Below are 21,579 nucleotides of genomic sequence, written 5' to 3'. Positions count from 1 at the left end.
AATTATAGGAAGTTACAGAAATTTATATTAATAATATTGAGTTATAATGTGTTAACCAAGATTAATACCTTACAAGAGTTTTTTCGGGCCGAGGTAGTCTTAATTTAATAAATCTGCATGTAGACATAAAAATCAATACACCTCAACCCGAATTTATGGATTTTTCTTGGCGTAATTAACATATTATTTATAGAATAATAAATTAAGATGATGTAAACCAAAATAAAATCAGCTTATATTATTTTTTAGCGATCTGGTTTATTCTTTAAATCCGGGCTTGCCATTCTCCGCTCGCCATTTCTTAATGAAATCAAGAATACCTTCTGGGCTATTATCAACTCCGGACTCGGGATAAAATAGTACTCCGTTCCCTTGAGGATGCTCAGTGAGCATTACAAAATGATGAATAAGAGCATCATGTTCATTTTCAGAAACATCTACAGCCCAAATTTTATTTAGAAGTTCCAAAAACTCACTTTCAGTATATTCAGTTATACTATTCTTTAATTCCATTACTCACCTCCATTTTTTGAGTGAATACTTAAATGTCTTTTGGGTGTCATTACTCTTATATTTTCAATATCATAAACGGCACCATTTTTACTGAGAGGTTTCACATGATGAAGCTCAAACTTCTCTCGTCCTCCTACCTGTTCGATTGGTATTGGATATGGAGCATAACCGCGTTTCATTCTCTTCTGGTTCAAAGGTGAAAACTGCCCATACAGTTCAGGGTCATTGGCAACCTCCTGCCAAAACGCTTCTCTAAATCTATCAAAACTACTGAACTCCCTGCCACGTAATTTATCGGCAATCTGTACTGGGATGGGAGCTCCCAGCCCCTTACCTGCCTCTGCCAGCCAAATCCCTGAAATTCGCTGCCCATGACCGGTGGCTATTCCCGGTTCATCCCGCGGCGTTTTAAGATAAACATACACCGGTTCCAGCCCAGAATCTGCCGGGAACCAAATGATGTAATCGTGGAAATCACCCTCTTCTAGCGCCAAAAATATCATCTCTGGCTTGGTTACCAGTAACCAGATATCCGTTCCTGTATGCTGCGGGAAGACAGGTACACTGGCTGGGGGCGGTAATATCGAACCGGTTTCTATACCGGGCGGCTGCGCCGGAGTAAAGATAAAAGTACGTGGCGGCTGGCTATCAGTGGTGAAAATATAAACATTTTTTGACTTATCAAATTGCGCTTCACCTGCTTTAACCTTGGTGGCAACATTCACAGTGTCAGTTTTGACGGCATAAATACGGGTGTGATCATCCTTGTCCGCCATTAAAATCCTGACAGGTAAATCTACCTCAGCTTGCTGCGATAACGCGGTTCCAAGGAATATCCCAATATCACTGAGAGGGAAACTACCGGCTAATAGCGGTTGCTCCGACGCCGCTCCATCATCAGCTAGAGAGCTGCCGACACCAATAATGGCAGCCTGTGACTCGGCAGATGGAGGAGTGCCAATGCTGCGAAATTGCTCTGATACTCGCCGTAATGAAGCACCTAACTGAGTAGCAACCTGAGAACTCAAGGTGACAGAACTCATTTCGCCCGCCGCAAAACTGGGTAGAGGTAGGATCCCTATAGGGTGAGCGCGAAAGGAGAAAGTATTTTGACGAGTGACAGCCTGCTGTCTGGCCAGGTCATCAGCTGCTTCTGCTGCCAGCCGGGCATCTTCAACACGTTGTCTTTCTGCTGCTTCTGCTGCCAATCGTATATCTTCAATGCGCTTTTGCTCTGCGGTTTTCACTACTTCAAGATCACGTTGCAGCACGAGTAGCGTTTCATATTTGGCTTTTAGTTCAGCAATTCCCTGATTTAATGTATTCATCTCCCCTTGTTTAGCGAGAGCTGATACCTCTAACTCACGCCGTTTATTCTTGTGCATACATGTCTGCCTGCCGTTATGCCACCTCAGCGCCTCACGTTGCTGCCATAGCTGCGCCTCTGCTTGTTTCAATAAGTAATGTTGCTTTCAAGCAATGTGATGTGCACTACTGTTTCTGTAACTTGTTTCTCAAGCAGCGTATTCTTTAGCTTCAATGCGCCTGGCACTGAATGAAATGGTTTCGCGGCATCCCTCTCAGCAGCTTCCCGTTCACTCCGCGCTATTTCATAGGTCCTGCGCGCTTCCTGCATTAGTTCATCATTATTGATTATGCGAATGACAGAGAGATACAGAGGTTCGATTTCAGTGCTGTCGGGGAAAACAATGATGGCATCATGAGTATTTCGGCCTACAGAAGTATTAACACCTGAATATCAGCATTCTCAATCGGATTTATGTTGGGTTTTGCTGCCAGCTGTTTTACCGCTGATACATCTATGGGCGTAACAGTATCGGTTACGCGAACATGTATCGATGTGATACCAGGAACCGCCGCGATAAAGACATTGGGTCTGGTCGTGGTAACCGCCTTAATGACAGGGACTTGTTGTATTGCTATCGGAGATTTAATCAGAAAAACTTTCTGCACTCCGTCTTCTGTCACATCACGGACCCGAATATTGACCGCAACATCAGTGACTGTCTTTAAGGTTTCTTTCGGTATATTTGTCACTCTGTCGGCGGGAAGTGTCGGGGTGGTAAAGAACTGCCCCATCGGCGGGTCAGGCGCTATACTTGACGGCATCATGCCCAAAACAGCAACACCTACTGGGCTGCTGCGCATTAACCATGATCCCACTCGGGCTAAATGGCCCTCGACATATGCCGCCACGGCAGGAAGCCGGCTTAAGGTGACTCCCCAATTTCCATCTATTAAGGTGATGACAGCTGGCATACCGCCCACTGCCATATAGGTCTGTATTTCTGGATTTTGTGCAAGATTCGCAGCAGTCGCCTTGTTACCTTGAATTCCACCACGATTTCTGCCTCCTTGACTACCATGACTAAATTTACTCGGATTGTAGTTGTGAATTGGGCCGTAGGGTGTTTGCGAAACTCCCCAGCCATTGCCACTATTAGGATTCCCGCCACCGAACCCAGTAGCCCCACCTTTAACGCCTCCGGTTGGGCCACGGCTACCGTGACCCGATACATTACTATGTCCCTTTCCCATACTTTATTTCCTTATTTAATTTTTATAATTAACGAGAATATTTCCTGATAAATATATTTATCTTCTTCACCTCCTTAATATTATTTAAATGTGATTGGTTTTATTATTAAGCTTTGCAATACCCACAAACAAAAACACCCCCGCTAATTAGCGAGGTGCTTTATTATCCTCATAAGAATATTGTGATTAATATAGTTTATATATTGAGTTTTTCTGCGATATGTTAAACCACGATTAGCACCTTACAAGAGTTTTTTCGGGCCGTGGTAGCATTATTTTAATAAATTTTTTGCAGTGGAATAGCAGTCATTCAGATAAAAAAAACCTCCCTTGGCAGAGAGGTTTAGTATGAAATCACAAACTAGAGTTGGTATTAACCCGCAACAGAAATGCGTTTCATATCAGTCATATAGCCACGCAGCTTATGGCCTACAGCTTCGATTGGGTGATTACGAATAGCTTCGTTGACATCGCGCAACTGGGCATTATCGACTGCGGTACCGGCAATGCTCTTACCCAAATCACCCGCTTGCAGAGAATCCATAAACTTGCCTTTCAGCAATGGTACGGCTGCATTAGCGAATAGATAGTTACCGTATTCTGCGGTATCAGAAATAACCACGTTCATTTCATACAGGCGCTTACGCGCGATAGTATTGGCGATCAATGGCAATTCATGCAGAGATTCGTAATAAGCGGATTCTTCGATGATACCAGAATCAACCATTGTTTCGAATGCCAACTCAACCCCGGCTTTCACCATGGCAATCATCAACACGCCGTGGTCGAAATATTCTTGTTCAGAGATTTTGCCTTCATACTGCGGCGCATTCTCAAATGCTGTTTTGCCGGTCTCTTCACGCCAGTTCAGCAATTTAACGTCATCTTCAGCCCAGTCAGCCATCATTCCGCTGGAGAATGCACCAGAGATAATGTCATCCATATGTTTCTGGAACAGGGGTGCCATTATCTCTTTCAATTGCTCAGACAGGGCATATGCACGCAGTTTAGCTGGGTTGGACAGACGGTCCATCATCAGCGTAATCCCGCCTTGTTTCAAGGCTTCAGTGATAGTTTCCCAACCAAACTGAATCAGTTTTTCAGCATAAGCGGCATCAGTGCCTTCAGAAACCAGTTTGTCAAAGCACAGCAGTGAACCGGCCTGCAACATACCACACAAGATAGTTTGCTCACCCATCAGGTCAGATTTAACTTCAGCCACGAAAGAGGATTCCAACACGCCAGCACGATGACCGCCAGTCGCCGCCGCCCAAGCCTTGGCAATGGCCATACCCTCACCTTTAGGGTCGTTTTCTGGGTGAACCGCAATCAGTGTCGGTACACCAAATCCACGTTTGTATTCTTCACGCACTTCAGTACCAGGGCATTTCGGCGCAACCATCACCACGGTGATGTCTTTACGCACTTGCTCGCCGACTTCAACAATGTTGAAACCATGAGAATAACCCAGTGCCGCGCCTTGTTTCATCAGTGGCTGAACAGCTTTAACAACCGCGGAGTGTTGTTTGTCTGGTGTCAAGTTAACCACTAAATCTGCTTGTGGAATCAACTCTTCGTAAGTGCCTACTTTAAAACCATTTTCAGTTGCTTTACGCCATGAAGCGCGCTTTTCCGCAATCGCTTCTTTGCGCAGGGCATAAGCCACATCCAAACCGGAGTCGCGCATGTTCAAGCCTTGGTTCAGACCTTGTGCGCCACAGCCGACAATCACCACTTTTTTCCCTTTCAGGTAGCCTGCTTCATCGGCGAATTCATCTCGTGCCATAAAGCGACACTTACCTAATTGCGCCAGCTGCTGACGCAGGTTCAATGTGTTGAAATAGTTAGCCATGGTATTACTCCGTTCGGGTTCTGTTTTGTGGATGCAGCTATTTTTCTATTACTGCAAACGAATATTGTGTTGGTGTATTGCTACTGTTTTTATCACATCCCACTGGCGGTGCCGAGGATGACCTTGGATTCACTATATGATAGGAAACACATTGCTGAAATTGATATATTAACAATGTGACATTGCAAATTCTGCAATACTCTTTATTTCTTATGGAATACACTGGGTAATCTTACTCAAGAGGCTGTCTGTGATGGATTTACGCGACCTGAAATTATTCCTTCATTTGGCTGAAAGCCGCCATTTTGGCCGCACCGCCAAAGCAATGCACGTCAGTCCATCCACTCTTTCGCGCCAGATCCAGCGGCTGGAAGAAACTATCGGCCAGCCGCTATTTTTACGCGATAACCGCACGGTACAACTGACTGATGCTGGCGCGCAGTTGAAAGCTTTTGCTCAGCAAACCTTGCTGCAATATCAGCAATTGCGCCATGCATTAGGTCAACACGGGCCATCACTCAGTGGTGAACTGCGGCTGTTTTGTTCAGTTACCGCCGCCTACAGCCACTTACCGCCGATTTTGGATCGCTTTCGCGCCCGCCATCCACTGGTTGAAATCAAACTCACTACCGGTGATGCGGCCGATGCGGTCGATAAAGTGCAATCTAATGAAGCTGATTTGGGGATTGCAGGCCGCCCTGAAGTGCTGCCCACCAGCGTGGCCTTTACCCAAATTGGCGAGATCCCACTGGTATTGATTGCTCCGGCGCTCCCTTGCGCGGTGCGATCTCAAATCTCCGTGGAGCAACCGGATTGGGCAACAATCCCGTTTATTCTGCCGGAGCACGGCCCATCACGGAAACGTATTGATTTATGGTTCCGCCGCCAGCGCATCACTAACCCGTTGATTTACGCTACAGTTTCTGGCCACGAGGCCATAGTATCAATGGTGGCGCTGGGGTGTGGTGTGGCGTTAATTCCATCGGTGGTGGTCGATAACAGCCCGGAGCCGGTGCGAAACCGTATTTCGCTATTGGATGATATTTCGCTGGTTGAACCCTTTGAATTGGGAGTGTGCGTACCAAAAAAACGGCTCAATGAGCCGCTAATTGAAGCATTTTGGGGGCTGCTTTAGTTTGCCATCCTCAAGCAGCCACTTGACTCGCACCAAAATTTAACCCGCTAAAAAAAACTTAAACGCCGGGTTATTGGTTTCATCGTGGCAATCATAGCCCAGTGCGGTTAGATGCTGTTCAAATTGGGGTTCAGTGGCTGATAATTCAAATGCGGCCAGCACTCGACCAAAATCGGTACCATGGCTACGATAGTGGAACAGAGAAATATTCCAATGCGTGCCCAAGGTGTGCAGGAATTTCAGCAATGCGCCGGGGGACTCCGGGAATTCAAAGCTGAACAACCGCTCGCGCAGTGGTTTGGAGGGCCGCCCACCGACCATATAGCGCACATGCAACTTGGCCATTTCATCATCAGACAAATCCACCACCTGATAACCTTTGTCCTGCAATTCGGCCAAAATTTCTGCCCGCTCGGCATAACCGCGCGTCAAACGCACCCCGACGAAAATACAGGCGTTATCGGCATCGGCATAACGGTAGTTAAACTCGGTGACTGAACGCCCGCCCAGCAACTCACAAAAACGCAAGAAACTGCCTTTTTGCTCCGGAATGGTTACCGCCAGCAAGGCTTCGCGCTGTTCGCCAAGTTCACAGCGCTCTGACACATAGCGCAAACCGTGGAAGTTAACATTCGCGCCAGACAGCACATGAGCCAAGCGCTCGCCTTGAATATTGTGCTGCTGTACATATTTTTTCAACCCGGCCAGCGCCAGCGCACCGGAAGGCTCGGCAATGGCGCGCACATCTTCAAATATGTCTTTTACTGCCGCACAAATGGCATCGCTATCAACAGTGATAACTTCGTCCAGATATTCCTGACACAGGCGGAAAGGTTCATCGCCAATGCGCTTAACCGCTACGCCCTCAGCGAATAATCCGACACGGGCTAAATCAACCGGTTTCCCCGCATCCCATGCAGCGCGTAAACAGGCAGAATCTTCCGCCTCGACACCAATGACTTTAATCTGCGGCATCAATTGCTTGATAAGCACCGCGACACCGGCCACCAGACCACCGCCACCGACAGGAACAAATATCCGGTCGAGATGTGCATCTTGCTGGAGTAACTCCATCGCCAATGTTCCTTGCCCAGCAATCACCGCGGGGTGATCAAACGGCGGCACAAAGGTATAACCCTGCTGCTGGGACAGCGCGATAGCTTTGGCTTTGGCTTCATCAAAATTGGCACCAAATAGCAGCACCTCGCCACCAAAACCACGCACCGCATCCACTTTGATATCCGCGGTGGCCACGGGCATCACGATAAGCGCTTTGATGCCAAGCTTATGCGCCGACAACGCCACACCCTGAGCATGATTACCGGCTGAAGCCGTTATTACACCGCAGGCTTTTTGTTCTGCTGTCAGGCCGGCCAACATCGCGTAAGCACCGCGCAGTTTAAAGCTGTGTACCGGTTGCCGGTCTTCGCGTTTCACTAAAATGGTATTCGCCAGGCGGGAAGAGATTTTTTCCATCTCTTGCAGTGGGGTAACTTGCGCCACCTCGTACACCGGCGCGCGCAGTATCGCCCGCAGATATTCTGCCCCGCAGGGGGCAGCAGATAAGGGTTGTGATTCCGCCATGGGTATTAGCCTCCCAGCTTACTTTTGTCGCGCACAGCACCTTTGTCGGCACTGGTCGCCAGTAATGCATAAGCGCGCAGCGCATAAGAAACTTGACGTTCGCGGGCTTTCGGTGTCCATGCTGCATCACCGCGCGCCAATTCTGCTTCACGGCGCGCCGCCAATTCTGCTTCACTGACGTCCAGTTTCATCGCACGGTTGGGAATATCAATATCAATAATGTCGCCATCTTGAACCAGTGCAATCAACCCACCGCTGGCGGCTTCCGGCGAAGCATGACCAATGGATAACCCCGACGTCCCGCCCGAGAAACGGCCATCGGTTAACAACGCACAGCTTTTGCCTAATCCCATCGATTTCAGATAAGTGGTTGGATACAGCATTTCCTGCATCCCTGGCCCACCTTTCGGCCCTTCGTAACGGATAACAACCACATCAGCCGCCACCACTTTGCCACCCAAAATAGCGGCAACAGCATCATCCTGACTCTCATAGACTTTAGCCGGGCCACGGAAGGTTAAGCTGTCTTTATCCACCCCTGCGGTTTTGACGATTGAACCATTCTCTGAAAGATTGCCATACAACACCGCCAAACCACCGTCTTGGCTGTAAGCATGTTCGCGCGTGCGGATACACCCTTCTTTGCGGTCAGTATCCAGTGATGGGAAACGGCAATCTTGTGAGAAAGCTTTGGTGGTACGAATACCGGCCGGGCCTGCGGCGTACATGCTTTTGACCTTTTCATCACCGGTCAGCATCACATCATAAGCAGCCAGCGTTTGTGGCAAACTCAGCCCCAACACATTGCGCACCTCGCGATTTAGCAACCCGGCGCGATCCAACTCACCTAAAATACCGATAACCCCACCAGCGCGGTGCACGTCTTCCATATGGTATTTCTGAGTGCTTGGCGCCACTTTGCACAAATGTGGCACTTTACGAGACAGACGGTCGATATCACTGATATCAAAATCAATATCCCCCTCCTGCGCCGCCGCCAGCAAATGCAGCACCGTATTGGTGGAACCGCCCATGGCGATATCCAGTGTCATGGCATTTTCAAATGCCGCTTTATTGGCAATGCTCCGTGGCAACGCGCTGATATCTTCTTGTTCGTAATAGCGTTTGGTCAGCGCGACAATATGCTTGCCCGCATCGAGGAACAGTTGCTTGCGGTCTGCATGGGTGGCCAGCAATGAACCATTACCCGGCAGCGCCAGCCCCAGCGCTTCATTCAAACAGTTCATCGAGTTGGCGGTAAACATGCCAGAACAAGAACCGCAAGTTGGGCAGGCTGAGCGCTCAATTTGCTCGCTGTCAGCATCACTGACATTGGGGTTTGCCCCTTGAATCATGGCATCGACCAGATCCAACTTAATGATTTTATCCGATAATTTGGTTTTACCGGCTTCCATCGGGCCGCCGGAAACAAAGATAACCGGGATATTCAAACGCAGAGACGCCATCAGCATCCCTGGGGTAATTTTGTCACAGTTAGAGATACACACCATGGCATCGGCACAGTGGGCGTTAACCATGTACTCAACCGAGTCAGCAATCAACTCACGGGAAGGCAGTGAATAAAGCATGCCGCCGTGGCCCATCGCGATCCCATCATCCACCGCAATAGTGTTGAACTCTTTAGCCACACCGCCAGACGCTTCAATTTGCTCTGCTACCAGCTTGCCTAAGTCGCGCAAATGAACGTGGCCCGGTACAAACTGAGTAAATGAGTTAACGACGGCAATAATCGGTTTGCCGAAGTCATCATCGGTCATACCGGTTGCGCGCCACAATGCGCGGGCACCAGCCATATTGCGGCCATGAGTGGTGGTATGGGAACGGTACTTAGGCATTGTCTATTCACTCCAGGTTATTCTGTGTTACAGGTGGCGAACGAACCACCTGCTGATTCTGTCTGTCTATTTTTATTATGGATTGATAGGATCCAGCCAGCCGTATTTATCTTCCGTTTCACCGGTGAACAGGCCGAAGAATGCTTGTTGAATTTTTGCCGTGATCGGGCCACGTTTACCAATGCCAACCTGAATGCCATCAACACTGCGCACTGGGGTAATTTCTGCCGCAGTACCAGACATAAAGACTTCATCGGCCAGATAGAGAGATTCACGCGAAAGCACCTGCTCACGGACTTCCAGCCCCATATCTTTAGCCAGTTTGATGATGGCGTCGCGCGTGATGCCTGGCAGAGCAGAAGAGGTAAATGGCGGGGTGAACAGAATGCCATCTTTCACTTCAAACAGGTTTTCACCGGCACCTTCAGACAGGAAACCGTGAACATCCAGGGCAATCCCTTCCTGATAACCGTGGCGGCGTGCTTCGCTGCCCACCAGTAAGGAAGACAAATAGTTGCCCCCGGCTTTAGCCGCGGTTGGAATGGTGTTCGGCGCAACACGGTTCCATGAAGAAACCATGGCATCAATCCCTTGCTCCAGCGCTTCTGCGCCCAAATAAGCCCCCCACGGGAAGGCGGCAATGATGACATCCGTCTTATAACCATCGGGTGGATTCACCCCCATACCGACATCACCGATAAAGACCAATGGGCGAATATAGGCGCTGGTCAGATTATTTTTACGCAGTGTTTCGCGACAAGCTTCCATCAGCTCGTCAACCGTCTGGGAAACCGGCATACGGTAAATTTTGGCAGAATCATGCAGGCGCTGCATATGCTCGCGGTGACGGAAAACGACCGGCCCCTTATGGGATTCGTAGCAACGAACACCTTCGAAGACTGACGTGCCATAGTGTAACGCGTGAGACATTACGTGAACTTTAGCCTCTGCCCACGGAGTCATTTCACCGTTAAACCAAATAAAATCAGCTTTCTTCGTCATTCTTTTCTTTCCTTGTGGCGCATCAGGCGCGTATTTGTAATGTATTAGGTTGTAGGATCTCGACGCAGGCGACATCCATCAGCTTACTCAGCTGAGAAGACAGTAAATCGACAGGTCGCCCGCTGGCAACGGTCAATTCAATATTAATATTCTCGGCATTAATCATTGGCGACATATTCATAGCACAAACTTGAAAGCCGCGGTGCCGCACCACTCGCAATACGCGCTCTAACATCTCAGGGCGGAAGCGGGCTTGGATAGAGAGCTGATGTTGCATCATGAGATTTTCTCCAACATGGTTTCATTGCCTGCGCCTGGCGGCACTAACGGCCAAACGTTTTCGAGTTCGTCGATGGAAACCTGGAGCAGATAAGGGCCATCGCTGTTAAACAGCGCATCCAGGGCGGCATCGACTTGGTCTTTGCGGGTGATACGTTGGCCGGGGATATTGAAAGCACTGGCCAGAGTGATGAAATCGGGGTTATCAGAAAGATTGGTTTCGCTATAACGTCCATCAAAAAACAGTTGTTGCCACTGCCTAACCATCCCTAATCGCTGGTTATCCAATAAAACGATTTTCAGCGGTAACTGTTTTCGTTTTATGGTGCCCAATTCCTGCACATTCATCATGAATGAGCCATCGCCGGAGACACAGATAACCATATCATCTGGGCGGGCCATCTGTGCGCCAACGGCGGCTGGGATGCCAAAACCCATCGTGCCCAAGCCACTGGAGGTGATGAAATTCTCCGGGCGGGTAAAGCTCATGTGCTGCGCCGTCCACATCTGGTGCTGACCGACATCGGTGGTCACCACGGTTTGTGGGGCTTTCCGCTCTGAGATTTGCTTAAGCAGCAATGGGGCATAAATCGCCTGGCCAGGGTGGTCATAACGCCAGCTATGCTGTTGTTTTAACGCCATAACCTCATCACACCACGGCTGAATATTCAGCGTTTGTTGCAAGGCGGGCAACAAGACTTTTAAATCCCCTTGCAGCGCGACGTGTGCTTGGCGCAATTTACCCAACTCTGCCGGGTCGATATCCATATGGATAACTTTGGCTTTCGCAGCGAATGTATTCAGCTTGCCAGTCACGCGGTCATCAAAACGCGCACCCACAGCTATCAATAAGTCACAGTCCTGCACCGCAAAATTCGCCGCTTTGGTGCCGTGCATGCCCAACATGCCCAGATAACAAGGGTGCTCAGTGTCGGGTGCGCCCAAACCTTTCAATGTCGCCACCGCAGGAATGCCGGTGACCGCAATAAACTCGCGTAAAGCTGCGACCGCCTGCGCCATCCCAACACCACCACCGACATACAGCATCGGCTTTTTAGCTGTTGCCAGCATATCCCAAGCTTGTTGTAACTCCGCAGCAGAATCAACGGGATACTCTTCAACTGGCATCAAATGCGGGGTCAATTCGCCCACGGCCAATTGAATATCTTTTGGAATGTCGATTAAAACTGGCCCAGGACGGCCGCTGGTGGCGATAGTAAAAGCCTCTGCCATGATACCCGGCAATGCATCCAGTGATTCGACCAAAAAACTGTGTTTGGTACAGGCCAGAGATAGGCCCAGAACATCAATTTCCTGAAAAGCATCAGTGCCGATTAAAGCAGAGCCAACCTGACCGGTGATGGCGATTACCGGCACCGAATCTAGCAAAGCATCAGCCAAACCGGTGATCAGATTAGTGGCTCCGGGGCCTGAGGTGGCGATACACACCCCGACTTTACCGGTGGCACGCGCATAACCAATAGCGGCAATAGCAGCGCCCTGTTCATGGCGGCAGAGCAGATGCTCGACACCACCATCATACAAAGCATCGTAGACAGGCATTATTGCCCCACCTGGATAGCCGAATACCGTATCAACTCCCTGCGCACGCAACGCTTGAACCACCCACTGAGCACCATTCATAGTTATTTCCCCGACCTTTTGCGGGAGGAGCAGGATTTTATTCTGTTGTACATTTTATGTTCCTCACGTCTTGTAACGTACCGATAAAAAAACCCCCGGACCTTTCGGTGCGGGGGTTCTCTTGAGATTAAGGCTTGATTTTTATGCCTTTATTCGTCCAAGTGCAGCCCCGCACGGTGGGATAATAATCACCACCACGCTAATTAGGACTAGGTTAATCACTTGGACAATCGCTTTCATAATTAGGTTGTTCATCTGTCTAGTGTCGAACGAATACCTACAGAGTTACCACAGTTATCAGTTATCTGACAATATTTATTTAAATTATTATTTTGTTGGCATCTAAATAAAACACAATAAATATATTATTTATCAATCAGTAAAACTCAAATCGACACTTAGGTCTTTTTTCTGCGCCCTACATCGCAATTTTTGATTTTGATACATCCATTGCAGCGAAACTTCTCGTGAGCTTTCGCAAACCAATGCTTTTTCTAAGTGCTAAAAAAAAATTTGAGGCACTCTGCGGTAACACCCCAACATCAAGGACACACGACAGCAAAGGAAAGCAACATGTCTCTGGCAACTATTCACACCCGTGCCACATTAGGTATTCAGGCCCCCTCAGTTACCGTTGAAGTTCATATCAGCAACGGGCTACCAGGGTTAATTTTGGTGGGGCTACCGGAAACGACGGTAAAAGAGGCGCGGGACAGAGTTCGCAGCGCATTAATCAACAGCGGTTTTACCTATCCAGCCAAACGGATCACAGTCAGTCTTGCGCCGGCAGATTTACCCAAAGAAGGTGGGCGTTATGACCTGCCTATCGCTTTAGCAATATTAGCCGCGTCAGAGCAGATTCCTGCGGATAAATTAGCGCACTATGAGTTCTTGGGTGAACTTGCCCTATCAGGGGCGCTAAGGCGCGTTAGCGGCGCAATTCCAGCAGCGCTCGCCAGCAGCCAAGCCCAGCGGCAATTAATTTTGCCGTCAGAAAACAGTGCGGAGATTGGGTTAATTGCACAAAATGACAGCTGGGTCGCAGACCACTTATTAGCAGTATGTGGCTTTTTACAAGGTGAGAATACGCTTGCTCAAGGCCAACGCCTGAGTGCTATTGCAGATTGGGATGACAGTCTTGACCTGCAAGATATCATCGGCCAATCACAAGCCAAACGTGCTCTGGAGATAGCTGCTGCCGGTGGGCATAATTTGCTGTTGCTCGGGCCGCCAGGTACGGGCAAAACTATGCTGGCGAATCGGCTCACGGGGTTATTGCCACCGCTGACGGATCAAGAAGCCCTTGAGGCTGCAGCTATTAATGGCTTATCGCACCGCAATGAACTGCCGGTTCAATGGCGCTGTCGAGCTTTTCGGGCACCACATCACAGCGCATCGATGGCCGCGTTAATTGGCGGAGGGTCAATTCCTCGCCCCGGCGAAATATCACTGGCACACAATGGGGTACTTTTTCTGGATGAACTGCCGGAGTTTGAACGCCGGGTTCTGGATTCACTACGCGAACCGCTGGAGTCAGGTGAAATTATCATTTCCCGCGCAACCGCAAAAGTCTGTTTCCCGGCAAGAGTACAGTTGATAGCGGCGATGAACCCCAGCCCCAGTGGTCATTATCAAGGCACGCATAATCGGGCACCGCCACAACAAATCTTACGTTATTTAGCAAAATTATCAGGCCCATTTTTGGACAGATTTGATTTATCGATCGAAGTACCCTTACTTCCTGCTGGAATGCTAGGGGCACAGAAACTTCAGGGGGAGAGTAGCAAAACGGTCAGGCAACGGGTGCTACAAGCTAGAAAAAAACAATTGGATAGAGCGGGGAAGATAAACACACGGCTGAATAGTCAAGAGATAGCTGAGCATTGCTATTTAGTCACTGAGAATGCTGTTTTTTTAGAGCAGGCACTGCTAAAACTGGGGCTGTCAGTGCGCGCCTGGCACCATATTTTGAAGGTGGCGCGAACCATTGCAGATCTGGCTCTGGAAGATAACATTCAAAAAAATCATCTTTCAGAGGCTCTGAGCTATCGTTGTATAGACCGCTTGCTTTTGCAATTACACAAAAGCCTGATATAAAAACTAAAATAGAGCAAAAAAGCCATAATACCTAAGTGCAATAGCATACCCTGAGTAACGAGAGAGTCGCAGGTCAGTGATTACAGAGCCTGCGACTTCAAGAACAAAAGATATTAGTCATCGCTATCCGTGTAATCTTCCACTGCGTCCATCTGCGGTTTACCGCCAGATAACGTATGGAAGCGTTTAGGGCGACGAGTCCGAGTCACATACTTGGACCAGACTTTCTCCTCAGCGCTGACTGGATCACGCTCGCCGCGACAAACAGCCACAAACAGCTGTTCTTCTTCCGTTGCAGGCTGGCGTTTTCCAAGATCAAGTTCGTTGAAAGCGTAACCGTGGCGCTCTAGTAATTGCGCCTCTTTAATGGTGAAATCGCCGTGACGCGAGAACCCGCGAGGATAATGTTTATTATCAAAAAAACGATTGGTCGTGATGAAGCTATCCGCCATCTGACACGCTCCTAATTCTCTCATGGTCGTGCTGTTTATGGCGCGGAGTATTAGATAGGCTTGACATCGTGTAAAACAAAACATTTAAATCTTAACGACAAAAAAAATTGGAGATGGGTGTGGATACCGAATTACTGAAAACCTTTTTGGAGGTCAGTAGAACTCGCCACTTTGGTCGCGCAGCTGAATCTTTGTACTTAACGCAGTCGGCGGTGAGTTTTCGTATCCGTCAGTTGGAAAATCAATTAGGTGCAAATTTATTCACTCGTCATCGCAATAATATTCGCCTGACCCCGGCCGGTGAACGGCTGGTGCCTTATGCTGAAACACTGATGAGTACTTGGCAGCTAGCCAAAAAAGAAGTCGTACATTCGCTGCAACACACCGAGTTGTCGATTGGTGCAACCGCCTCGCTTTGGGAGGCTTACCTCTCTCCTTGGTTGCAACAGTTATATAAACAACGAGAGGCATTACGCCTTGAGGCGCGCATTGCCTTACGACAATCGCTGGTCAAGCAGTTGCACGAACGGCAACTCGATTTATTGATAACGACCGAGCCCCCCAAAATGGATGAGTTAGCCAGCCTGCTGCTAGGGCATTTTTCATTGCGTTTGTTCTCTTCAATTCCCCTGTCGCTATCAGCGGAAATTGACGACGAAACCCAGCATAAAAATGCAAATGAAGTGCCATACATCAAACTTGAATGGGGGGCAGATTTTCATCAGCAAGAAAATCGTCTACTCAATAGCGAGCAAATGCCAGTGCTCACGACAACTTCAGCCCATTTAACCCGGCAACTGCTGGAAACTACCGGCGGCTGCGCTTTTCTACCTGAACATTGGCAAAAAGAGTACCCAGAGTTGATTATCAACACTGAGATTCCCTCGATAGTACGGCCACTGTATGCCGTTTGGTTGCAAAACAGTGACCAACAAACCTTAATCCGCCAGCTATTAAAAACCCCCATGAATAACGCAGCTCAAAGCGCTATACAGGACTAAGTGGTGGCGGTTGAGGAGCGAGCACGGCGATTTAAATAAAAAGCACTCATCGCCTTTTGAATAGCAATGAAGCTAAATAGTAGGATCCCGATGACAATCTTGGTCCACCACGAGCTAAGTGTGCCATCGAACGTGATGTAACTCTGTATAAGGCCTTGAATCAGCACACCAAACAGAGTGCCAAAAACGGTGCCAATACCGCCGGTAAGCAAAGTGCCACCAATCACGACGGCGGCTATTGCATCTAGCTCAACCCCACTGGCCGCCAATGCATAACCGGCCGAGGTGTAGAGAGAGAAAACAATCCCGGATAGGGCTGCCAAGGTACTCGACAGCATGTAGATTTTTATCGTGGTTTGTTTAACCGGAACCCCCATTAGGGCGGCTGACACACTGTTGCCACCGATAGCATAGACGTTATGACCAAAGCGGGTTCTATGGGCCAGCAAAATACCAAACGCCACAACCAATAGCATAATCAGCGCCAGTAGGGTAAATCGCCCACCACCGGGAACTTTCCAGGCATAATTCGCCAGCTGGCTATAAAGTGGGTGATTAATGGGAATCGACTCTTCCGATACAATAAAGCTCATACCACGGACAAAAAACATTCCAGCAAGAGTGATGATAAATGCTGGCAGCTTCAGTGAGTCAATAATCCAGCCCATGAATGCGCCAAACATCGCCCCCATAGCCAAGACGATAGCAAACGCATACATAGGATGAATACCATAAGTTCCGATTAGCTTTGCCAGTAATACGCCAGTAAACGCAATAACTGAACCGACAGATAAATCGATACCACCAGATAAGATAACAAAGGTCATCCCGACAGCAACAATGCCGAGAAAAGCATTATCAGTCAGTAAGTCACACCAAACACGGGTGGAAGAAAAACTGGGGAATTGGCTGAGACAAAAGGCGTAGCCCAGAATAAAAACGGCGATAGTCATCAGCAAAGGAATATTACGCTTTAACATTATTTTCGCCTCCGGAAGAGATGACTTAATGAAATCATCGGTGACTGCACCACCAATACGGCTAATACGACGATGGCTTTAAGAACCAGATTAAATTCCGGTTGATAACCTGAAAGTAAAATCCCAGTATTCATACCCTGAATAATCAAAGCGCCGATCACCGAGAGTAAAAGATTAAAACGCCCTCCCATTAAGGATGCGCCGCCAATAACCACCGCCAGAATGGCATCCAACTCCAGCCATAGACCGGCATTGTTAGCATCAGCCCCCCGAATATCGGCCGTCACAATAATGCCCGCCACCGCGGCACAGATGCCACAAATCACATACACCGCAATCAGCACCAGCCGGGTACTTACCCCCGCATTGCGCGCGGAGCGCAAGTTGATACCAACTGACTCAATAAATAGCCCTAATGCTGTTTTGCGCGTCAATAACCACACAATAATCAGCATGCTGAATGCTATGACGACAGACATTGGCATATACATCAACGTGCTGCTGCCTAACTCAGCCAACCCACCGCTATCAAATGTGACAATCTGCCCTTGTGTAATAAGCTGAGCTATACCTCGCCCGGCAACCATTAACATCAATGTGGCGACAATCGGTTGAATCTGTAACACCGCAACTAAAAAACCGTTCCACAACCCGCACAGTGCCCCAACGGCAAGCGCTGCAACCAATACCGTGAAAAAAGGATACCCTGCGCTGGTCAGGGTCGCCGCCGTGGCACCGGCGATTGCCATTACCGCCCCAACAGATAAATCAATGCCCCCGGTTGCAATCACTAATGTCATTCCCAGAGCTAATAAAGCAACGGGTGCACCCCGGTTTAAGATATCAATGACACTGCCAAATAGCCGTCCATCCTGAATATGAATGGAGAAAAAGTGTGGAGCGACTAAGCTATCAATCAATAAAATGACCGCCAGAGCAGCAAACTGAGTGGCTCCTTTTGGCAAGACCCATTTAACTTTACGCGGCCTTTGCGGCATAGATAGGCTCCTGTTTCCCATGAGATAACTCCTTATTGCACCGCGATCGCCTGCATAATGGCGGGAACTGAAATCTCATCGTGACTGAGTTGTGCAATATGCCGACGATCTCGCAGGACAATGATGCGGTCGGCATAACCAGCCAACTCCTCTAATTCGGAGGAGATAATCAGCAGCGCCAACCCTTGGTCACACAGTTTTTCAATCAAGCGAATAATTTCAGCATGTGCTCCGACATCAATCCCCCGCGTCGGCTCATCTAAAATTAAAAATCGGGGTTTTGTCGCCAGCCAGCGGGCTAATAATACTTTTTGCTGATTTCCGCCGGACAGATACTGAATTTGCTGTTCAGGGCCAGGGGTACGGATACCTAATTGCTGAATAAAATCCTCTGCAATTTGAGTCTGTTCGCGCATAGAAATTGGCCTCAGCCAGCCACGTTGAGCCTGAAGGGCCAAAATAATATTTTCTCGGACCGTTGCGGCCCCCACAATGCCATCGGTTTTGCGATCTTCCGGGCAATAACCAAAACCGTATTTTGATGCTTTACGTGGCGTTCTAATCTTCACCGGCTGGCCTTGGATTTTAGCTTCGCCAGTATCAGGTGTGGTCACGCCGAAAATTAACTGTGCCGTCTCAGTACGGCCAGACCCCAATAACCCCGCGAGCCCAACAATTTCACCAGGAGAAACCGATAAATCAAAGTTATCCACAACCCCTCGCCGACCATAGTTCTTGAATTCAACCAATGGGTTACTTACTGCAATATTATGCTCACTGCGTTTCAGTAATTGCTCATCAAAGCTATGGCCCAGCATCATCTGAACCAATTCAATGCGGGGAAGTTCAGCTGTGGCTTTCGTGCCGACGAGTTTGCCATTACGCAAAACAGTAATGCGATCACTGATCCGATAGACTTGGTCGAGAAAGTGGGTCACGAAAACCATGCCAATACCTTGGTCACGCAACTGCCGCAGAATATCCAATAACATACTGACTTCTTTAGCATCCAAACTCGCCGTTGGCTCATCCAGAATCAACACTTTTGCAGACAAATCAACCGCCCGCGCGATTGCGACAATCTGTTGTATTGCAATAGAAAAGTCAGCTAATGGGCGCTGAACATCCAGTATTAAACCATAACCTTTGAGTAATTTTTCTGCCTGCCGATTCATGGTTTGATGGTCAACAAACCCCCAACGTAATGGCTCGCGGCCAATAAAGAGATTCGCTGCAATAGAAATATTCGGCAGTAAATTCACCTCTTGATAAACAGTACCAATCCCCATATTTTGGGCATCAGCGGTATCAATAGGAGAAATGGCAACACCCTCTAAATAAACTTCACCGGCGGCCCGCTTATAGACCCCAGTTAATGCCTTGATTAAAGTCGATTTTCCCGCACCATTCTCCCCCAACAAAGCGACGACCTCACCACGATGTAGAGAGAAATTCACAGAATCTAATGCTTTAACACCAGGAAATTCAACTGATAAGCCACGAACCTCTAGCAGTGTTTCCATCAAATGTACCCACGTTCAAAAACGGCTCATATATTGCCTAAATACAGGTGACGAAAGCAGGCGGGGTTTCCCCCGCCTTTAGAATCAATAACCTAGACTCTTCTTGGATTCATATTCCTGTTTAGCTGTATCTGGCTGTAGCAGGCGGGATTCTGTCTGGATAAATTTAGGAGGTTGGGTTCCGTCTTTCTTGAGTGCAATTAAGGCATCAAAAGCAGGGCCGGCCATATTCGGTGTTAATTCAACAGTTGCATTTGCTTCACCACTACTCATTGCTTTGAAGATATCTGGCACACCATCGATAGAAACGATTTTTATTTCTGTACCTGGCTTCAAACCGGCTTCTTTAATAGCTTGAATGGCACCAATTGCCATATCATCGTTATGAGCATAGACGGCACAGATATTCTTACCGTTTTGTTCCGCTTTAATAAAACTTTCCATAACCTCTTTGCCTTTACTGCGGGTGAAATCGCCGGACTGGGAGCGAATTATTTTCACATTAGGCGCGGAGGCTATCCCGTCAGCAAACCCTTTTTTACGGTTAATCGCGACGCTGGAGCCAACCGTACCTTGGAGTTCAACAACATTACAAGGCTTGCCCGCCACATCTTTCAGCAGCCATTCACCGGCAACTTTACCTTCATATACGCTGTCCGAAGCGACTGCCGCTGTATACAAAGTGGGGTCATTCACCTCAATCATACGGTCCAGTAGGAATACCGGAATTTTGGCTTCTTTAGCTTCCTGTAATACTGGTGTCCAACCAGTAGCGACCACCGGAGCAATGAAAATGGCATCAACACCTTGAGCAATAAACGATCTGACGGCTTTGATTTGGTTCTCTTGTTTTTGCTGAGCATCCGCGATTTTTAATGTTATTCCGCGTTTCTCCGCTTCTTGTTTAGAAACCTTGGTTTCCGCAGATCGCCAACCGGACTCTGAACCTATTTGAGAAAAACCCACGACGAGTGGAGCTGCCTGGGCTGTACTCCACATTGCGGCTGTCACCGCTGCTGCTAACAGTAAACGCCTGTACATATTTATCTCCTCACTTGCCATAGTCGAGCCGCTGACCTACTACTATTACGAAGAACAGTTAATATGATCATTCAGGTCATTGATTGCCCTGAACTTCGGCCAATTTGCAGATAATATTGTGCTAAAAGCACATGGTGTTTTTTAAGGTGAGCTTCCTGATAGCTAAAATGTTAATTAGTTTTAGTACATTTTGTGAAAGTAATAATGAGCAATATCACACCATAGAATTACAATCGTTTTGTACATAAATTCAGCTAAATAGGTATGAGTTGGGAACGTTACCTTCTACATTTTCATGGTGATTTAACAAAAATACAGACAATTAGAGATTATTAATTGAGCGAGAGATATTGTTTGAATGCATAAAGTGAGCAGTATTTTCTATGTAGAAAAATATCACAAGGAGCTACATAGAGAAGAAGATAGAAGGGAAAGGCTGGTCTAGCGGGTTGTTAAATGTATAGGAAATCGGCCAAATGATTATTTTAGGCATAAAAAAACCCTTCGTTTTCACGAAGGGTTATTTATATGGCAGGGGCGGAGAGACTCGAACTCGCGACACCCGGTTTTGGAGACCGGTGCTCTACCAACTGAGCTACGCCCCTAGATTACGCTTAACATTATGCCTGCTAAAATTAGCAGGCATAATTTAAATAAGTGGCGGAACGGACGGGGCTCGAACCCGCGACCCCCTGCGTGACAGGCAGGTATTCTAACCAACTGAACTACCGCTCCACCGATTCTTTTACGTGTATCTTCCCGATACTTACCCTCTTCAGGGCCAGCGCTCCTCGCTGTGCAAAACCGCCTCTGGCGATTTTGTCCATCACCAGATGTCACTCTGATAATGCGTGTTTGATGCCTGGCAGTGTCCTACTCTCGCATGGGGAGACCCCACACTACCATCGGCGCTACGGCGTTTCACTTCTGAGTTCGGCATGGGTTCAGGTGGTCCCACCGCGCTATGGCCGCCAGGCAAATTCTGTTTCAATCAACCCGCTCCATGATAATCATCACGCAGCCAGTCAATCCAATCTGTAAACATCGCTGAAAATCAAAATTC

18 protein-coding genes, 2 tRNA genes, 1 rRNA gene and 1 pseudogene are annotated in these 21,579 nt (G+C 48.2%); 3 read left to right on the top strand and 19 right to left on the bottom strand.

The window, feature by feature from the left end; all coding sequences use genetic code 11:
- Positions 1 to 258: 258 nt before the first annotated feature.
- The 5 genes from D5F51_RS00830 to ilvC form a co-directional block, all read right to left on the bottom strand.
- Positions 259 to 513, bottom strand: coding sequence for a bacteriocin immunity protein (locus D5F51_RS00830; RefSeq protein WP_129195349.1), 255 nt, complete (start codon positions 511 to 513; stop codon positions 259 to 261).
- Complete coding sequence (locus tag D5F51_RS22555) at positions 513 to 1,898, bottom strand: S-type pyocin domain-containing protein (protein WP_167480512.1); 1,386 nt, start codon at positions 1,896 to 1,898, stop codon at positions 513 to 515. The genes D5F51_RS00830 and D5F51_RS22555 overlap by 1 nt, the downstream gene beginning before the upstream one ends.
- Before the next feature lie 68 nt (positions 1,899 to 1,966).
- Positions 1,967 to 2,200, bottom strand: coding sequence for a hypothetical protein (locus D5F51_RS22860; protein ID WP_342770929.1), 234 nt, complete (start codon positions 2,198 to 2,200; stop codon positions 1,967 to 1,969).
- 47 nt (positions 2,201 to 2,247) lie between these two features.
- On the bottom strand, positions 2,248 to 3,072 hold the full coding sequence (locus D5F51_RS22545; protein WP_167480510.1) for a colicin-like bacteriocin tRNase domain-containing protein: 825 nt from the start codon (positions 3,070 to 3,072) through the stop codon (positions 2,248 to 2,250).
- A gap of 373 nt (positions 3,073 to 3,445) precedes the next feature.
- A complete protein-coding gene (gene ilvC / locus D5F51_RS00820) occupies positions 3,446 to 4,924 on the bottom strand; it encodes a ketol-acid reductoisomerase (protein WP_129195348.1) in 1,479 nt (492 codons plus the stop codon).
- 253 nt (positions 4,925 to 5,177) lie between these two features.
- On the opposite strand from ilvC, the gene ilvY reads away from it, so the two are divergent.
- Positions 5,178 to 6,059, top strand: a complete 882-nt coding sequence (ilvY, locus tag D5F51_RS00815) for an HTH-type transcriptional activator IlvY (protein ID WP_129199105.1) — start codon at positions 5,178 to 5,180, stop codon at positions 6,057 to 6,059.
- A gap of 39 nt (positions 6,060 to 6,098) precedes the next feature.
- Here ilvY and ilvA read toward each other — a convergent pair whose 3' ends face one another.
- The 6 genes from ilvA to ilvL form a co-directional block, all read right to left on the bottom strand.
- Positions 6,099 to 7,643, bottom strand: a complete 1,545-nt coding sequence (gene ilvA / locus D5F51_RS00810) for a threonine ammonia-lyase, biosynthetic (RefSeq protein WP_129195347.1) — start codon at positions 7,641 to 7,643, stop codon at positions 6,099 to 6,101.
- 5 nt (positions 7,644 to 7,648) lie between these two features.
- Complete coding sequence (ilvD, locus tag D5F51_RS00805; RefSeq protein ID WP_129195346.1) at positions 7,649 to 9,499, bottom strand: dihydroxy-acid dehydratase; 1,851 nt, start codon at positions 9,497 to 9,499, stop codon at positions 7,649 to 7,651.
- Between the two features lie 75 nt (positions 9,500 to 9,574).
- Complete coding sequence (locus D5F51_RS00800) at positions 9,575 to 10,501, bottom strand: branched-chain amino acid transaminase (RefSeq protein ID WP_025379942.1); 927 nt, start codon at positions 10,499 to 10,501, stop codon at positions 9,575 to 9,577.
- Positions 10,502 to 10,523: 22 nt separating this feature from the next.
- Entirely contained in the window at positions 10,524 to 10,781 is a 258-nt protein-coding gene (gene ilvM / locus D5F51_RS00795; RefSeq protein WP_025379943.1) for an acetolactate synthase 2 small subunit, read from the bottom strand.
- Positions 10,778 to 12,424: an acetolactate synthase 2 catalytic subunit gene (gene ilvG / locus D5F51_RS00790; RefSeq protein ID WP_025379944.1), complete on the bottom strand. Its 1,647-nt coding sequence runs from the start codon at positions 12,422 to 12,424 to the stop codon at positions 10,778 to 10,780. Before ilvG ends, ilvM begins: the two co-directional genes overlap by 4 nt.
- Positions 12,425 to 12,565: 141 nt before the next feature.
- Positions 12,566 to 12,664 carry an ilv operon leader peptide gene (gene ilvL / locus D5F51_RS00785; protein WP_071817873.1) on the bottom strand — a complete coding sequence of 33 codons (99 nt, stop codon included), beginning with the start codon at positions 12,662 to 12,664 and terminating at the stop codon, positions 12,566 to 12,568.
- 333 nt (positions 12,665 to 12,997) lie between these two features.
- Here ilvL and D5F51_RS00780 point away from each other — a divergent pair, with 333 nt between their 5' ends.
- Positions 12,998 to 14,521 carry a YifB family Mg chelatase-like AAA ATPase gene (locus tag D5F51_RS00780; protein ID WP_129195345.1) on the top strand — a complete coding sequence of 508 codons (1,524 nt, stop codon included), beginning with the start codon at positions 12,998 to 13,000 and terminating at the stop codon, positions 14,519 to 14,521.
- Between the two features lie 113 nt (positions 14,522 to 14,634).
- Here the strand turns inward: D5F51_RS00780 and D5F51_RS00775 are convergent, their stop codons facing one another.
- Complete coding sequence (locus tag D5F51_RS00775) at positions 14,635 to 14,973, bottom strand: MaoP family protein (protein ID WP_025379952.1); 339 nt, start codon at positions 14,971 to 14,973, stop codon at positions 14,635 to 14,637.
- Positions 14,974 to 15,092: 119 nt separating this feature from the next.
- Here D5F51_RS00775 and hdfR point away from each other — a divergent pair, with 119 nt between their 5' ends.
- The gene (gene hdfR, locus D5F51_RS00770; RefSeq protein ID WP_129195344.1) at positions 15,093 to 15,974 is read left to right on the top strand and encodes an HTH-type transcriptional regulator HdfR; all 882 of its coding nucleotides are present in this window, start codon (positions 15,093 to 15,095) and stop codon (positions 15,972 to 15,974) included.
- Here hdfR and yjfF read toward each other — a convergent pair.
- The 7 genes and pseudogenes from yjfF to rrf all read right to left on the bottom strand — a co-directional run bounded on the left by yjfF (position 15,961) and on the right by rrf (position 21,492).
- Positions 15,961 to 16,954: pseudogene (gene yjfF, locus D5F51_RS00765) on the bottom strand (galactofuranose ABC transporter, permease protein YjfF). The gene hdfR and the pseudogene yjfF overlap by 14 nt on opposite strands.
- Positions 16,954 to 17,973 carry a galactofuranose ABC transporter, ATP-binding protein YtfT gene (ytfT, locus tag D5F51_RS00760; protein ID WP_129195342.1) on the bottom strand — a complete coding sequence of 340 codons (1,020 nt, stop codon included), beginning with the start codon at positions 17,971 to 17,973 and terminating at the stop codon, positions 16,954 to 16,956. The pseudogene yjfF and the gene ytfT overlap by 1 nt, the downstream one beginning before the upstream one ends.
- Positions 17,974 to 17,984: 11 nt before the next feature.
- On the bottom strand, positions 17,985 to 19,475 hold the full coding sequence (ytfR, locus tag D5F51_RS00755) for a galactofuranose ABC transporter, ATP-binding protein YtfR (RefSeq protein WP_025379955.1): 1,491 nt from the start codon (positions 19,473 to 19,475) through the stop codon (positions 17,985 to 17,987).
- A gap of 84 nt (positions 19,476 to 19,559) precedes the next feature.
- A complete protein-coding gene (gene ytfQ / locus D5F51_RS00750) occupies positions 19,560 to 20,516 on the bottom strand; it encodes a galactofuranose ABC transporter, galactofuranose-binding protein YtfQ (protein WP_025379956.1) in 957 nt (318 codons plus the stop codon).
- A gap of 529 nt (positions 20,517 to 21,045) precedes the next feature.
- A tRNA-Trp gene (locus tag D5F51_RS00745) sits at positions 21,046 to 21,121 on the bottom strand.
- 53 nt (positions 21,122 to 21,174) lie between these two features.
- Positions 21,175 to 21,251: transfer RNA gene (locus D5F51_RS00740), tRNA-Asp, on the bottom strand.
- A 125-nt stretch (positions 21,252 to 21,376) separates the two neighbouring features.
- A 5S ribosomal RNA gene (gene rrf, locus D5F51_RS00735) occupies positions 21,377 to 21,492 on the bottom strand.
- Between the last annotated feature and the right edge of the window lie 87 nt (positions 21,493 to 21,579).

This window comes from Yersinia hibernica, from assembly GCF_004124235.1.
Taxonomy (GTDB): domain Bacteria; phylum Pseudomonadota; class Gammaproteobacteria; order Enterobacterales; family Enterobacteriaceae; genus Yersinia; species Yersinia hibernica.
The sequence above is the reverse complement of the archived record's forward strand: the minus strand, read 5'-3'. Positions and strand labels throughout refer to the sequence as shown.